The following is a 15,732-nucleotide window of genomic DNA, read 5'->3' on the forward strand; positions in this document are numbered from 1 at the left end:
AGATGTGGCTAAGGAAAAGGTATTATCACCAGCTAGAATTGCCTTAAAGAAATTAAAAAGAAATAAACTTGCAATATTTGGAAGTGGTGTTTTGATTATATTAATATTATTAGCAATAATTGCACCAATAATATCTCCTTATGGAAGGGACACCGTAGACTTATTAAATATAGAAGCTGCTCCTACAGCTAAGCATATATTAGGAACTGATGAATTAGGACGTGATGTTTTTGTAAGGCTTATATATGGAGGACAAGTGTCCTTAAGTGTTGGAGTAGTGGCAATTGTTATACAGCTTGCTATTGGAATAACCTTAGGGGCTATAGCAGGATACTTGGGTGGAATTGCAGACAAAATAATAATGAGACTTGTAGATATGGTATTATGTTTTCCATTTTTGGTAATAGCAATAACTATGGCATCAATTTTAGGCCCTAGTATTTGGAATGTTATGATTATTATTGGAATACTAGGCTGGCCTAAAATTACAAGAATAGTTAGGGCAGAAATCCTATCATTAAAAGAAAGAGAATTTATTGAAGCAGCTAAAGCTTTAGGATTAGATAGTAAAGATATTATATTAAAGCATTTAATTCACAATATTTATGCACCAATTATAGTTTATGGAACTCTAGGTATAGCCCAAGGAATTTTATATGAATCCTTTTTAAGCTTTCTTGGAATGGGAGTAACACAGCCGCAGCCAAGCTGGGGAAATATGTTGACAGCAGCTCAAAATATGAGAGTTCTTCAAAGTGAATGGTGGTTATGGATTCCGCCAGGTGTATGTGTATTTTTGACTATTGTTTCAATTAATTTTTTAGGTGATGGTCTTAGGGATGCTTTAGATCCCAAAATAAAGGCATAGGGGGTGGAGCATGTGGAAAAAGAATTACTTAAAGTAAACAATTTAAAAACGAGCTTTTATACAGCAGAAGGAAAAGTTACTGCAGTAAATGATGTAAGCTTTAAGGTTCATGAAGGAAAAGTACTTGGAATAGTTGGTGAGTCAGGATGTGGTAAAAGTGTTACTTCAATGTCTATAATGAGACTTCTAGATGATTCCATTAGTAAGATTGAAGAAGGGGAAATTATTTTTGAAGGAACTGATATACTTAAGCTTTCTGAAAAAGAAATGAATAAAATAAGAGGTAATAAGCTTGCAATGATATTTCAAGAGCCCATGACTTCACTAAATCCAGTTTTCACTATAGGACAGCAGATAGGTGAAGCAATAAAAATTCATCAAGGAATAAAGGGAAAAGAAAATAAGGAAAAATCTATTGAAATGTTAAAGCTTGTAGGTATTCCTACGCCTGAAAAAATTGTAAATGAATATCCTCATCAATTAAGTGGTGGGATGAGACAGAGAATTATGATAGCAATGGCACTTTCCTGCAATCCTAAGCTCATAATTGCAGATGAGCCAACTACAGCTCTTGATGTTACAATTCAAGCACAAGTTTTGGAGCTTATGAAGAAGTTAAGTAAGGATTTAAAAACTTCTATTATATTAATTACTCATGACCTTGGGGTAATAGCTGAAATGGCTGATGAAGTAATAGTTATGTATTCAGGAAAAGTAGTTGAGGAATGTTCTGTCCAAAATATATTTGAAAAAGCAAAGCATCCATACACAAAAGGCTTATTATATTCAAGAGCAGAAAATGTTAAAAAAGGAGAAAGGTTATATAACATTCTTGGTATGGTGCCAAATTTAAATGATATGCCTTCAGGCTGCAGCTTTAATCCAAGATGCGAAAAATGTATGGATATATGTAAAGAAGAAATGCCAAAGCTAATTGAGACGGAAGAAGGTCATAAAGTTAGATGCTGGCTTTATAGCGGAAAGGAGGTTTAGCTTTGGGAAATGAATTATTAAAGGTTAAAAATTTAAAGAAATATTATACTAGTAAAAGAGATCTATTTTCTAAGAATCAAAGAGTGGTTAAAGCAGTAGATGATGTTACTTTTAGCATTAATGAAGGTTCTGCTTTTGGATTAGTTGGAGAATCAGGCTGCGGTAAATCAACTACTGCAAGAACAATATTAAATTTAATTGAGCCAAGTGGCGGATCAGTTGAATTTAATAATGAAATTATCTACGATGTTGAGGACAAAAAATTCTTAAGCAAGGAAGAAATGAGAAGGAAAAGAAGGGAAATGCAGATGATCTTTCAGGATCCTTATGCATCTTTAGACCCACGAATGAATATTGGTGAAATTGTAACTGAAGGTCTTATAAAACATAAGATAGCAACAGGAAATGATGCTCTTTCTATGGCAAAAGAATTTTTGGAGCTTTGTGGCTTAAGGAAAGATGCTATTAACAAGTATCCTCATGAGTTTAGTGGAGGACAGAGGCAGCGTATAGGAATAGCTAGATCTATGATATTAAAACCAAAGTTTGTAATAGGAGATGAACCTATTGCAGCTTTAGATGTATCCATACAGGCACAAATAGCTAATCTTTTGATAGACTTAAAGGAAAGATTTAAATTAACATATTTATTTATTTCTCATGACTTAAGTTTTGTAAGATATTTTTGTGATAGAGTAGCAGTTATGTATTTGGGATCTATTGTAGAAATGGGAGATTCAGAAGAGTTGTTTAATAAAAGACTTCATCCATATACAAAATCATTAATATCTGCAATTCCAACAACTAATCCGTTGCTTAGAACAAATAGAATAATTCTTGATGGAGATGTACCGAGTCCATCAAATCCGCCTAAGGGGTGTAAATTTCATACTAGGTGTAAATATTGTACAAATATATGCAAAGAAGAAGTACCTAATATTGAAGAAGTTAGTAAGGGATATTTTCTTGCATGTCACAATTGGCAAGACATAAATTAGAAAGGAAGAAATAAAATGAAACCAGTAATAGGCATAACCACCTTTCATGATATAGAAGTAGAAAAATCATTTAGTTTAGCAAGCAATAATTACCTAAGTGCTGTTGAAAATGCAGGTGGGGTGCCGCTATGCATTCCTATTAGTGAAAACATGGAGGATGTTAAATATTATTTAAATGTAGTTGATGGTATTATTTTCTCAGGGGGAGAGGGAGTAAGTCCCTTAAAATTTGACGAGAACCCTTCACAAAAAAATTCATATCTAAGTCACTTGAGAGATGATTTTGAGATAGAACTTTTCAAGGAGGCATACAATAGAGATATGCCTATATTGGGAGTGTGTAGAGGAACACAATTAATAAATGTAGCATTGGGAGGAACATTATATCAAGATATTGTTTCTCAAATACCAAATTGTCATGGACATATGCAACAAGGAATGCAAGTATATGAGTTATTTCATAAAATTAATATAGAAGAAAACAGCAAGTTATTTGATATTTTCAAAAATACAGAGCTAGAAGTGAATTCTTTTCATCATCAAGCAATAAAAGATATAGGTAGAGATTTAAAAATTATTGCTACTGCTAAAGATGGGGTTATTGAAGGAATTGAAAGTTTAAGTAGAAAATTTTTGGTTGGAATACAATGGAATCCAGAAGATTTAACTTTAAAGCATAAAGAATTTTTAAGTATCTTTAAAGCTCTAATTAACAATATAAAGCAGTAGATGAGGAGGAGTAACCAATGAAGCCGATAATTGGATTAGCTTTGTCTAGTAGAGTTAAACCTAAAAAGGTATATAGCGTAATAAATAATGATTACATTAAAGCAGTGCAGAAAGCTGGAGGAATACCAGTTCTTATTCCATTTAGTGATAATTTAGAAAATATAAAAGTATATACAAATAAAATTCAAGGAATAATTTTTACAGGTGGGGAAGATATATCGCCTTTGTTTTATAATGAAGAGCCTATAAAAGAAGTACAATGCATAATTGAAAAAAGAGATATATTTGAATTGGAACTTTTTAAGGAAGTATATAAGAAACAGATACCTATTTTGGGGGTATGTAGAGGACTTCAACTTATTAATGTTGCACTTGGCGGTAGTTTATATCAAGATATTAATGTTCAAATTCATAATAGTAATGGTCATTTACCAAAGTATGCTTTAAGATCAAATCTTTATCATTCAGTAAAAATAGAAAAAGGCAGCGAGCTTTTTGTTATATTTAAAACAGAAGATTTAAAAGTTAATTCATTTCATCATCAAAGTATAAAAAAACTTGGAAAAGATTTAAGAGTAACAGCACATTCTAGTGATGGAGTCATTGAAGGAATTGAAAGTTTAAAAGAAAAATTTTTAGTTGGAGTGCAATGGCATCCAGAAAACTTAGTAGAACGCCATAGTGAATTTTTAAAGCTTTTTCAGGCACTTATTGATAATGCACGGGAGATATAAATTTATGTATTTTAATATATGACTCAATACAGGGGAGTCTTGAATACATGTCAAAAAAGTACAGAAAAAATAGTTGTTGTGTTTCCGGGATATGGGAGAGATGGAACATTATTTTGAGATTAGAATAAATAAAGAAAATTTAATAATTACAAATCAGTAATACAAAAATAAAATTCCACTAAAACAAATTTTGGTGGAATTTTATTTTTATGTTTATAAATAATTGGTTAAAGTTTATCTAGAAAATAGCTTTACGTGTTAATCAAGATATATAAAATACTTTATTCTTTCAAACGTTAATAATTAACTACTTCCTTGAGTTTTGTTCTTTTAATAGCATACTAAGAGGAAGAGCTACTAAAATTATTATAAAAGATATAAAATATACATCATTGATTCCCATTAAATACGCTTGGTTTGGAAGTAATACTTTTGAAATATCAGTATTAGCTAATTCATTAGTGTGCACAGAAGTCATTAGTGTTAGTAAAGAGGTAAAAACACCTATAGCTAGTGAGCCAATACTTTGTCCAACCCAATTGTTAACTGAAGCAGCATTTCCAGAAAGTTCCCTATCTATGCAAGACATACCTATATTAGTTACTGGCATAGTTGATAGAGCTATTCCAACATTACGTAAGGTCATCCATAATATTATGTATAAAGTTGAAGTATCTAAGCTTAAGTGAGACATTTTTAATGAACCTATAGCCATTGCTATAATTCCTGACACAACTAGAAAACGTGGATCCATAAGATTATAAAGTTTTCCGGCTATAACCATACAAAGTGCCATCATTAAGGATGGAATAAGCATGACAAGTCCAGCATTTAATGGTGTCATATGCTGAACATTTTGCAAATAAAGTGGAGTTAAAAGAGTTCCAGCATATAAGCTCATGATAACTACAGCTCGTACAATTATGCTCATAGTATAGCCTTTAAATTTAAATATTTTAAGATTTAATGCAGGTATTTTTGTGGTTGATTCCTGTCTTAAAAATATACTTAAAATAATAGCACCACCAATTAAAAGTAATATTATTTTGTAAGATAGCCATCCCCAGCTAGCCCCTTCACTAAATGCAGTTAAAAGCAATACACTTGCTATTATACTAGTTGAGAAACCAGGAAAATCAAAACCAGCAGGAGGATTTAATTTATAATATGGAGTGAATTTTAATACTATTACAATAGCAATTAAGCCTAGAGGAACGTTCATTAAGAATATAGCCTTCCAGCTAAAAGTTTGTATTAAGAAGCCACTAAGTGTAGGTCCTACAGCAGGAGCAAGCATTGATGCTAGACTCCAAAGACTTATAGCAGTTGCATGTTTTTTTCTCGGTATAACTTGATATATAATTGTCATGGTAGCTGGTGCTGCCAAGCCATTAAAAGCTCCTTGCAATATACGAAAGCCTATGAGGGATTCTATATTCCAAGAAAAAGCACATAGAATAGATGATAAAGTAAAACCTATAAGAGATATCAAATATAAGCGCTTGTAACTAAATTTTTCACCTAAATAGCTGGTTATTGGAGCTATAGTCCCAGTTGCCAGCATAAATCCTGTTAATGCCCATTTTGCCGAATCTAAGGAGGTATTAAAATATTTCATTAGATCTATTAAGGCTAAGTTTATGGTGCTTGTTCCTAAAGTTGTTAAAAAGGCACCAAGGAAAAGAGAGGATATGACAGGCCAAAAGTCCACCTCTTTGTTATTGATATTTTCCATTAAATAATCTCCTTACTTTAATATTTTTGTAAACGTATCATTGAATATATGTAAAAAATGACATATAATTAATAGTAATTATAGAATATATAAAAAAGATATATATGTCAATATTGACATATATGGAGGCGTGATTATGAATAAATTATCTTATGGTTTACTTAGTATCTTATCAACGGAAGCCTTAACTGGTTATGATTTGATGTTAAAATTAAATTTGTTTAGACATACAACTCATAGTTCAATATATCCATTGTTCCCAGCACTTATAGCAGAAGGATATATTGAGTGTACAATTATTGAGCAATCCGGAAAGCCAGACAAAAAGGTATATAATATAACTGAGCAAGGAATCGGTATTTTAAAAGAATGGATAAAAAATAAGGTAGATGGAGAAGAGACAAATAATGAAATAATGCTAAAGGTATATTGTATTCATATTTTAGATAGAAATTCTGCTATGGAATTCTTAGCTGAAATAGAAGAGAGATTTTGTAAGAAATTAGATAAGCGTATAAAATCTTTTGAAAAGCTTAAAGAGAGGCTTAAAGATGAGTCTGTAACTACAAATTCATTGAAATTTGGGGCTTATTTGTTAAATGAGAAAGTAATAAATGACTCAAGAGCTGAAATTATTTGGTGCAGGTGGATTAAAGAACTATATAATAAGAATGATAATATTAATATCTTTAAAGAAAATTTTCAAGGGATATTAAATAATAAAATGCTGAGAGAACTGTAAAAGATATAATTTATAGTTCGGGTAATACTTAAGCAAGTAAAGGTTCAAATATGCTGAAATCAAAGAAATAAGAATCCATACAAATTTTTTACTTGAAAATCATTCAAAATGTATATATAATAGAAAAAGAACAAAATATAGTAATGAAGTAACAGCAATGATAAAAGCTACGATTTATAAATTTCTTTAGAGAGCCGATGGATGGTGCAAATCGGTGAAATGTTAAGTCTTTCCACTTTTGGAGCTGTCGGTGATGAATCGAAAGACTGGTACCCTTTATAGTACTATTATCGAGTGGTTGGTTATTAGTAATCAGCAATTTGGGTGGCAACGCGGATCCTTCCGTCCCATATATAGAATATGAGATGGCGGGTTTTTTTACGTTTTTAAATAATTTTAATATATAGATAATTAATTTTAGGAGGAAGAAATATGTTAGACATAAAATTTTTAAGGGAAAATCCAGAAGTAGTTAAAGAAAATATAAAGAATAAGTTCCAAGATAATAAGTTAGAATTAGTTGATCAAGTAATTGAGCTTGATGCTGAACTTAGAAAGGTTAAGCAAGAAGTTGAAGCTTTAAGAGCTGATAGAAATAAGAATTCAAAACAAATTGGTGGATTAATGGCTCAAGGTAAAAAAGAAGAAGCTGAAGAATTAAAGAAGAGAGTTAATGCGGATTCAGAAAGAATGGCTGAATTAGATGTAAAAGAAAAAGAATTAGAAGAAAAAGTTAAAAATATAATGATGATAATTCCAAACATAATTGATCCAAGTGTACCTATAGGTAAGGATGATAGTGAAAATGTTGAATTAGAACGTTTTGGTGAACCAGTAGTTCCTGAGTTTGAAATTCCATATCATACAGACATTATGGAAAAATTAAGTGGTATTGATCTAGATAGCGCAAGAAAAGTAGCAGGTAATGGTTTCTATTATTTAATGGGAAATATAGCTAGATTACATTCAGCAGTAATTTCTTATGCAAGAGACTTTATGATAGATAGAGGCTTTACATATTGTATTCCACCTTTTATGATCAGAAGTCAAGTTGTTACAGGTGTTATGAGTTTTGCAGAAATGGATGCTATGATGTATAAAATCGAAGGTGAAGATTTATACTTAATTGGTACAAGTGAACATTCTATGATTGGTAAGTTTATAGATACAATTTTACCAGAGGATTCACTTCCACATACATTAACTAGTTATTCACCTTGCTTTAGAAAAGAAAAAGGTGCTCATGGTATAGAAGAAAGAGGAGTATATAGAATTCACCAATTTGAAAAACAAGAAATGATCGTTGTTTGTAAACCAGAAGATAGTATGACATGGTATGATAAAATGTGGAAAGACACAGTAGCGTTATTCCGTTCTTTAGATATACCTGTAAGAACTTTAGAATGCTGCTCAGGAGATTTAGCAGATTTAAAAGTTAAATCAGTTGACGTAGAAGCTTGGTCTCCAAGACAAAAGAAATATTTTGAAGTTGGAAGCTGTTCTAACTTAGGTGATGCACAAGCTCGTCGTTTAAAAATTCGTGTAGATGGTAAAGATGGAAAATACTTTGCGCATACATTAAACAATACAGTAGTAGCTCCACCAAGAATGTTAATTGCATTCTTAGAAAACAATTTAAATGAAGATGGAAGCATTAATATTCCAACTGCATTACAACCATATATGGGTGGAATGAAAGTAATAAAATAAGGATTTAATAAAATCTAGAAATATGAGAATTATAGGTGAAATTTTTTGCCTATAATTTTTTTTTATAAAAATATCTAAAAGCGTGATGAATTCAGTTGTGTTCTTTTAGTAGAAATGCTTCAATAAAAGAGCATGATTATAATAATTTTGATATACTATGATTGTAAATAAACAAGTTTTGTTTTATGATGGAAATTACAATTATAGAAGTTGATTGGAGTAAATTATGAAAGTAAATAGCTTTCTACCAAAATATATGGTGGATTTTAAATGTATAAATTCTAAGTGCATTGATACTTGCTGTGCCGGTTGGGATATAAATATAGATGATGCAACTTATAACAAGTATGTTAATAGTGATGGAGATCTAAAGAAATTAGTTTCTGGAAAATTTGTAAAGAATAATGAAGAAGATAATTCTTTTAATTGTGGATTTATGATTCTTAAAGAAGAAAGTAGATGTCCTTTTTTAAATTCTAATATGCTTTGTGATATACATGGAGAAACTGGTGAAGAAAATCTTTGTATTACTTGTAAGAGTTATCCAAGGGTATTTAATATTGTTGATGATGTTTATGAAAAGAGTGGGTTACCATCCTGTATAGAAATATGTACTCGTGCTTTATTAAATAGGGATAAAATGGAATTTGTTGAATCAGAGGAGGATATTGAAGAAGGCAATATTGAAATAAGAAGAATTATAGATAGTGAAGCCTTTGATGGAACAGAAAGCCTTGTTCAGTATTTTTGGGATATAAGAGTAATATCAATAAATATTATGCAATTAAGAAATTATTCAATTGAAGAAAGATTAAATATTCTTTTGAGTTTTTATTCTAAGCTTGAAAAACTTAATATTCTTAAGGAATTTGAAAACATAGATGAAACTATAGAAGAATTTAATAATGGTTTAGTGAATTTTGGAAGTTTAAAAGGAGAAAGTTTTAAAGAGAAAAGTGATTTTTACAAAAGTCTTTGTGATTCCAAATTAGTTGATAATATTCGAAGCATAAGATTAAAAGTGTGTGTAGATGAATATAAAGCTGGAATTTTAAAAGCTGTTGATATAATTAAATATATAGAAGAGGATCCTAAATATTTAAATCAATTAGAACAATATTCATATATTTTTGAAAATTATTTAGTAAACCAAATTTTTAAAGATCTAGTTCCGTTTAACAAAGGAGAAAATTTAATAGGAAGTATTAAAAAAGTTATTAATACTTACAGAATAATTAAAGCATATGTTATTGGAATTGCTATAAATAATGATGAGGATATTAAAGAAGAAAATATCATTACAGTTATTCAAGCTTTAAGTAAAGATATAGAACACAATAAAGTATTCAAAGAATTGCTATAGATATCCAAAGCGAGAATTAGACATATGCGTAACTTACCGAAATTAAACACATATTTATTACAGCGAACTAATGAAATTTTCGCTGGATGGGTTCTAAGTGGAAGGTTGCACCCATTTCTGCATGTTCCTAAAGTAAATTTATGACAAGCAGAAAGTGGAACAACCAATAGAGGAAACTCGACTCACGTTCGTTCGCTGAGTAAGCGATTCACACCAAATCAGTTTTTTAAATGAGGTTAACTCATGAATGAGTTAACTAAGTTCAAGAAACCAAATCATAGATTTGGACTTTCACTTATCTGCTTAATAATCATCACAGCTTAATTTCATATGCCGCTTGCACAAATATGTATGTAATTTCTAGTGTAGTGTTACGATTATAATTTCTCAATGATGCATGTATATTTCATTTATAAGTTTGATTATTAAATTGGATATCTATAGAAGCTTAAAATTTAGAAACAAATGAAAGGTTGATTTAAAATGGGAAAATTAAGAGTTATAGGAATAGGACCAGGAAGTATTGAAAATATGAGTTTAAGGGCATTAAAGGCCATTGAAGATAGTGAAGTTATTGTTGGATACAACAAGTATATAGATATGATAAAAGATTTAGTAACAGATAAAGAATTATATTCAACAGGAATGAGGGGAGAAGAAGCAAGATGCCAAGAAGCTTTAAAGCTTTGTAAGGATAAAAATGTGGCATTAATAAGTACAGGGGATGCAGGTATTTATGGAATGGCAGGTCTTATACTTGAACTTAAAGAAGATGAAGATGTTGAAATAATTCCAGGAATAACCGCAAGTAGTGCAGCTGGATCAGTAGTTGGTGCTCCTCTTATGCATGATAATTGTAATATTAGTTTAAGTGATCTTATGACACCTTATGAAGATATTAAAAAGAGAGTAAAGCTTGCAGCAGAAGGAGATTTTATAATATCGTTATATAATCCTAAAAGTAAAGGAAGACCGGAGTATTTAAAAGAATGTATTGAAATAATAAGAGAATTTAGAGAAGCTTCAACACCAGTAGCTGTAGTAAGGCATGCTCTTAGAGAAGGGCAGAGTTATAAATTGTTTACTATTGGAGATTTTAATCCAGAGATTGTTGATATGATGTCAATTGTTATTGTCGGTAATACTAAAAGTTTTTATAAGAATGGAAACTTTATAACACCTAGAGGTTATGAAAATAAAAGAGATAAATGTGAAAATTAACTAGACCATAACCCAATTTTTATTGAGTTAGGAAGTGGAGAAAAAATGATTGGATTTATACTTGGAACTTCAGAAGGAAGAAAAATTCTATCTTTAATGAATGAATACACAGATAATATTGTAGTAACAACAGCTACAACATATGGTGGACAGCTTCTTGAAAAATTTAAAATGAAAAATTTAAACACAAAACCTTTAAACAAAGAAGAAATGTTAGAATGGATTAAAGTAAACTCCATCAATATATTGGTAGATGCATCACATCCTTATGCAGAAATTGTTACTAGAACTGCAATAGAATGTGCTGAAGAACTTGATATTAAATATTTGAGATATGAAAGAAAAGGTGCATTAGAAGATATTGAAGATGAAGATATAATAAGAGTTAAAGATTATGATGAAGCTATTAATATTATAAAAAACATAGAAGGTAATGTTTTGAATACCACAGGCGGAAATAATGTTACTAAATTTTTAAGCTTAGAATGCAAATACAGAGTGATACATAGAATTTTACCATCGCCAAATGTCTTATCTAAAATTGTAGATGCTGGAATCAAGCTTAAAGATATCATAGCACTTCAAGGACCTATATCCTATGAACTTGAAAAGGCTTTTATTAAGCAATATGATGCTAAGGCGATTTTGACAAAAGATAGTGGCACAGAAGGTGGAGTATTAGAAAAATATAAAGCAGCAAAAGAGTGTAATATTAAGTTAATAGTTATAGATAAACCTAAATTTATAGGGGATACACCTTTTTCTAGTGAAGAGGAATTAGTTCAACATATAGTAAAAATAACTCAAACATACTAAATACCACTGTTTTTTTACAATATATAAACAATTATAGATTGAAGAAGTATAGGCGAATAATTAATTGAATAGTAAATTTTAGTAGATAATTATTATTGATTAAAATTTATTTATATATTATAATATATAAATAAATGATTAAGAGGAGATGAATTTAATGAGCGTTAAAGAAAAGGTGTTAGAAACTATGAGAGAAGCAGGTAAACCAGTAAGTGCTGGTGAAGTTGAAAAATTATCTGGGTTAGATCGTAAAGAAATTGATAATGCATTTAAAGAATTAAAAAAGGAAAATGCTATTGTTTCTCCAGTTCGTTGTAAATGGGAGCCAGCTAACTAATAAGTATTTTTGAATACATATTTAATTTTATGAAATAATAAGTTTAAAATCAATTATGTCCTATGAAAAGAGTTAGGAAATCTATTTCATAGGATATTTTCATTTATACTTTAGCATTCAGAAAACCATTGTCTAAACAGGTTACCATGAATTATTCTGTTATAAGTTTAAATTTGTAGAAATTATATAATATATGTTGACAATAAAAGAATGTTCGTTTATTATAGAAATATAATAGAGGTGTTTACAATGAGAAAAAAGGATGATGAAAAAGAAAAAAGTATAAAAGAAGCGGTAATTAAATTAATACTTAAAGAAGGCTTTCATGGGACTTCTATTTCAAAGATAGCAAAGGAAGCAGGAGTTTCACCGGCAACCGTTTATATCTATTATGAAAACAAAGAAGTAATGCTTCGAGATATATATCTTGAGTATTCAGAAGAAATTCTAGAATATTTACTTAATAAAGTTTCCAATATTAATAATGGACAAATGCTCATTGAAATTTTAATTAAAGAGTATTATACCTATATTAGAGAGAATGAAGAAATATTTCATTTTGTAGATCAATTTTCAAATTGCCCAGCTTTGGCAAATCAATGTGCTTCAAGAAATAGTATTAATAAATTAAATTATTTATTGGACAACTTGAAAGAAAAAAGAATTTTTAGAGATTTTCAAAATGATAATCTAGCAGCAATAATTTTTTCACCGGTAAAATCAATTGCTATAAATAATTGCATTGAAGAAAGAAAACAAGTTGAATTGATAGATGAGATTACTAGAATTATACAAAAAGCTTTGCTTTTTTAATCGAAGAAGATTTATGAGCGAGAAAGTTTTGGAATTATTAGAATAACAAAATTTTCTCGCTATTACTAAAAAAATAATTAAATGAGCATTCATTTAAACACTGTTTAGAGAAAGGATGATTAATATGATGAATTTAGATAGAAAAAATACAAAAGCTGTAGTTATACCTATATCAAATATGGTTTTATTAGCAAATATGACTCACAAATTAAAATTCAGTAGAATTAGTGATGAGCAATATGAAAGATTAAATAGTGAAAATCAACCTATTATTGTTTTACCATTGAAACAAAATTTTAATCAAGTCCAATTAAAAGAAGAAGATTTTCATAGAGTTGGAGTATTAATTCAAATAGATGGAATTGAAAAAAGTCAAAAGGGATATGAATTTGCTATTAAAGTATTAGATAGAGTAGAAGTTAAATCAATTGAAGTTGGAGAAGATTTTGTAAATGCTGAATTTGAAACAGCATCAGACATTATAGATCTTACTGAGAAAAGTAAAGAAGAAATGTTAGAATACATGAAAAATGTTACTTATGATATCAGTAAAAATTTTGATGGAGCAGAACCTATAGTAAGAAAAATAGAAAATCAAAAAGATTTGAATAAATTAATCGGTTATCTTGTTCAGTTTATGCCACTTTCAAATGATGAGAAATATGACTTAATGGAAACTCAATCTATAAAAGATAGAGGTCTAAAGTTTATGGACTATCTATTAAAGCAAAAAGAAGCTTTAAAATTACAATTTGAAATGGCAGAAAAATTCACTGAGAAGGCAAATAAAAATTATAGAGAAACAGTATTAAGACAACAATTAAAAGCAATTCAAGATGAATTAAACGAAGGTAAAAATGGAAGCCCAAAAGGCGAAAAAGATTACTTAAAGCAAATTGAAGAAGCTGGAATGCCTGAAGAAATAAAAGAAGCTGCTTTATATGAATTAGAAAAATTAGAAAGTCAAGGTCAAAATGGTTCTGAGTATAATGTTATACGCAACTATTTAGAATTATTAATAAAGTTACCTTGGAAGAAATCAGAAGCTACAATGGTTAATTTAGAAGAAGCTAGACGTATTTTAGATGATCAACATTATGGATTAGAAAAAGTTAAGGATAGAATAATACAACATCTAGCAGTTATGCAGCTTAAAAAAGATAAAAAAGGCTCTATTTTATTATTAGTAGGACCTCCTGGAACAGGTAAGACAAGCTTAGGCAAGAGTATAGCTGAAGCTCTTGGAAGAAAGTATATTAGATTAAGTTTAGGTGGTGTTCGTGATGAAGCTGAAATCAGAGGCCATAGAAGAACTTATGTGGGAGCAATGCCAGGTAGAATAATTCAAAGTATTAAAAAAGCAGGAGAAAATAATCCTGTAATGATCTTAGATGAAGTTGATAAATTAATGACAGGTTATAATGGAGATCCAGCTGCTGCATTATTAGAAGTATTAGATCCAGAACAAAATAATACTTTTACTGATCATTATTTAGACTTACCATATGATTTATCAGATGTGTTCTTCATAGCAACAGCAAACTCATTAGAAACTATTCCAAGACCTCTATTAGATAGAATGGAAGTAATTCAAATATCAAGTTATACTATAAATGAGAAATTCCACATTGGTAAAAATCACTTAATCCCAGCAATACTTGAGGAACATGGTTTGAATGAAACTCAATTAGTTGTAGAGGATGAAGCCTTAGAAAAGACTATAAGTGAATATACTTTAGAGGCTGGTGTTAGAGGTCTTAAGAAACAATTAGCAACTATTGCAAGGGTAGCATCAGAAAAAATTGTATCTAATAAGGTAGAATTACCATTTAAAGTTACTGTAGATCAATTAGAAACTTTACTTGGTAGAAAGGTTTCAAGACATGATAAAGCTCAAGATGATAATCCACCAGGTGTTGTAACAGGATTAGCTTGGACATCAGTAGGCGGAGAAATTCTTTTCATAGAAGCAACTGATATGCCAGGAAGTGGACAAGTTATTTTAACAGGTCAACTAGGAGATGTTATGAAAGAATCAGCAAGAATTTCTTTAAGTTTATTAAAATCAAGATTACCAATGAATACTGTAAACTTCAGAGAAAAGGATCTTCACATTCACGTTCCATCAGGATCAGTGCCTAAGGATGGTCCATCAGCTGGAATCACATTATTTACTGCATTAGCATCTTTAGTTACAGGCATAAAAGTAAATTCAAAGATTGCAATGACAGGTGAAATTACTTTAAGAGGAGCTGTTCTTCCAATAGGCGGTCTTAAAGAAAAATTATTAGGAGCTCAAAGAGCTGGAATAACAAAGGTGTTAATTCCAAAAGATAATTTAATTGATTTAAAAGATGTTCCAGAAGAAGTTAGAAAAGAATTAACTATAGTAGCAGTTGAAACAGTAGAAGATGTTCTTAGAGAAACTTTAGGAATATCCTTACCAAAAGTTGAACATGTAGTTAATTTTAATATATCACCAGAGGGAACTTTAAATTCAAGATAATTTAATAAGATAAAAAGGAAGAGTCTAATAAAATAGATTCTTCCTTTTTTAATGTTAAGACGATTTTTGTATTAGGAATAAACTTTATTTTTCTTGTGATGTTATTCTTTATAAGAATATTTATGGTAAAATGTATTAGAATATTTTTTATTAATAGCTTATTGATA

14 protein-coding genes are annotated in these 15,732 nt (G+C 29.7%); 13 read left to right on the forward strand and 1 reads right to left on the reverse strand.

What is annotated here, in order from left to right; translation table 11 throughout:
* The first annotated feature begins 4 nt into the window (after positions 1 to 4).
* The 5 genes from opp4C to CSPA_RS07045 are packed head-to-tail and all read left to right on the forward strand — an operon-like array spanning position 5 to position 4,322.
* Positions 5 to 868, forward strand: a complete 864-nt coding sequence (opp4C, locus tag CSPA_RS07025) for an oligopeptide ABC transporter permease (RefSeq protein WP_015391529.1) — start codon at positions 5 to 7, stop codon at positions 866 to 868.
* 12 nt (positions 869 to 880) lie between these two features.
* Complete coding sequence (locus tag CSPA_RS07030; protein ID WP_015391530.1) at positions 881 to 1,861, forward strand: ABC transporter ATP-binding protein; 981 nt, start codon at positions 881 to 883, stop codon at positions 1,859 to 1,861.
* A gap of 2 nt (positions 1,862 to 1,863) precedes the next feature.
* The gene (locus tag CSPA_RS07035) at positions 1,864 to 2,859 is read left to right on the forward strand and encodes an ABC transporter ATP-binding protein (protein ID WP_015391531.1); all 996 of its coding nucleotides are present in this window, start codon (positions 1,864 to 1,866) and stop codon (positions 2,857 to 2,859) included.
* A gap of 15 nt (positions 2,860 to 2,874) precedes the next feature.
* Complete coding sequence (locus CSPA_RS07040; RefSeq protein ID WP_015391532.1) at positions 2,875 to 3,588, forward strand: gamma-glutamyl-gamma-aminobutyrate hydrolase family protein; 714 nt, start codon at positions 2,875 to 2,877, stop codon at positions 3,586 to 3,588.
* Positions 3,589 to 3,605: 17 nt separating this feature from the next.
* On the forward strand, positions 3,606 to 4,322 hold the full coding sequence (locus CSPA_RS07045) for a gamma-glutamyl-gamma-aminobutyrate hydrolase family protein (RefSeq protein ID WP_015391533.1): 717 nt from the start codon (positions 3,606 to 3,608) through the stop codon (positions 4,320 to 4,322).
* A 307-nt stretch (positions 4,323 to 4,629) separates the two neighbouring features.
* Here CSPA_RS07045 and CSPA_RS07050 read toward each other — a convergent pair whose 3' ends face one another.
* The gene (locus CSPA_RS07050) at positions 4,630 to 6,057 is read right to left on the reverse strand and encodes an MDR family MFS transporter (RefSeq protein ID WP_015391534.1); all 1,428 of its coding nucleotides are present in this window, start codon (positions 6,055 to 6,057) and stop codon (positions 4,630 to 4,632) included.
* 136 nt (positions 6,058 to 6,193) lie between these two features.
* Between CSPA_RS07050 and CSPA_RS07055 the strand changes: the two genes are divergently transcribed.
* The 8 genes from CSPA_RS07055 (at position 6,194) to lon (ending at position 15,565) form a co-directional block, all read left to right on the forward strand.
* Complete coding sequence (locus CSPA_RS07055) at positions 6,194 to 6,799, forward strand: PadR family transcriptional regulator (RefSeq protein ID WP_015391535.1); 606 nt, start codon at positions 6,194 to 6,196, stop codon at positions 6,797 to 6,799.
* A 432-nt stretch (positions 6,800 to 7,231) separates the two neighbouring features.
* Entirely contained in the window at positions 7,232 to 8,509 is a 1,278-nt protein-coding gene (serS, locus tag CSPA_RS07060) for a serine--tRNA ligase (RefSeq protein WP_015391536.1), read from the forward strand.
* 226 nt (positions 8,510 to 8,735) lie between these two features.
* Positions 8,736 to 9,872 carry a flagellin lysine-N-methylase gene (gene fliB, locus CSPA_RS07065; RefSeq protein WP_015391537.1) on the forward strand — a complete coding sequence of 379 codons (1,137 nt, stop codon included), beginning with the start codon at positions 8,736 to 8,738 and terminating at the stop codon, positions 9,870 to 9,872.
* 483 nt (positions 9,873 to 10,355) lie between these two features.
* Entirely contained in the window at positions 10,356 to 11,093 is a 738-nt protein-coding gene (gene cobJ / locus CSPA_RS07070) for a precorrin-3B C(17)-methyltransferase (protein ID WP_015391538.1), read from the forward strand.
* Positions 11,094 to 11,138: 45 nt separating this feature from the next.
* A complete protein-coding gene (locus tag CSPA_RS07075) occupies positions 11,139 to 11,909 on the forward strand; it encodes a cobalt-precorrin-6A reductase (protein WP_015391539.1) in 771 nt (256 codons plus the stop codon).
* 157 nt (positions 11,910 to 12,066) lie between these two features.
* The gene (locus CSPA_RS07080; RefSeq protein WP_015391540.1) at positions 12,067 to 12,246 is read left to right on the forward strand and encodes a hypothetical protein; all 180 of its coding nucleotides are present in this window, start codon (positions 12,067 to 12,069) and stop codon (positions 12,244 to 12,246) included.
* 249 nt (positions 12,247 to 12,495) lie between these two features.
* Positions 12,496 to 13,059: a TetR/AcrR family transcriptional regulator gene (locus CSPA_RS07085; RefSeq protein ID WP_015391541.1), complete on the forward strand. Its 564-nt coding sequence runs from the start codon at positions 12,496 to 12,498 to the stop codon at positions 13,057 to 13,059.
* A gap of 124 nt (positions 13,060 to 13,183) precedes the next feature.
* Entirely contained in the window at positions 13,184 to 15,565 is a 2,382-nt protein-coding gene (gene lon, locus CSPA_RS07090) for an endopeptidase La (RefSeq protein ID WP_015391542.1), read from the forward strand.
* Positions 15,566 to 15,732 lie beyond the last annotated feature (167 nt).

It is taken from the genome of Clostridium saccharoperbutylacetonicum N1-4(HMT), from assembly GCF_000340885.1.
GTDB classification, from domain to species: Bacteria; Bacillota; Clostridia; order Clostridiales; family Clostridiaceae; genus Clostridium; species Clostridium saccharoperbutylacetonicum.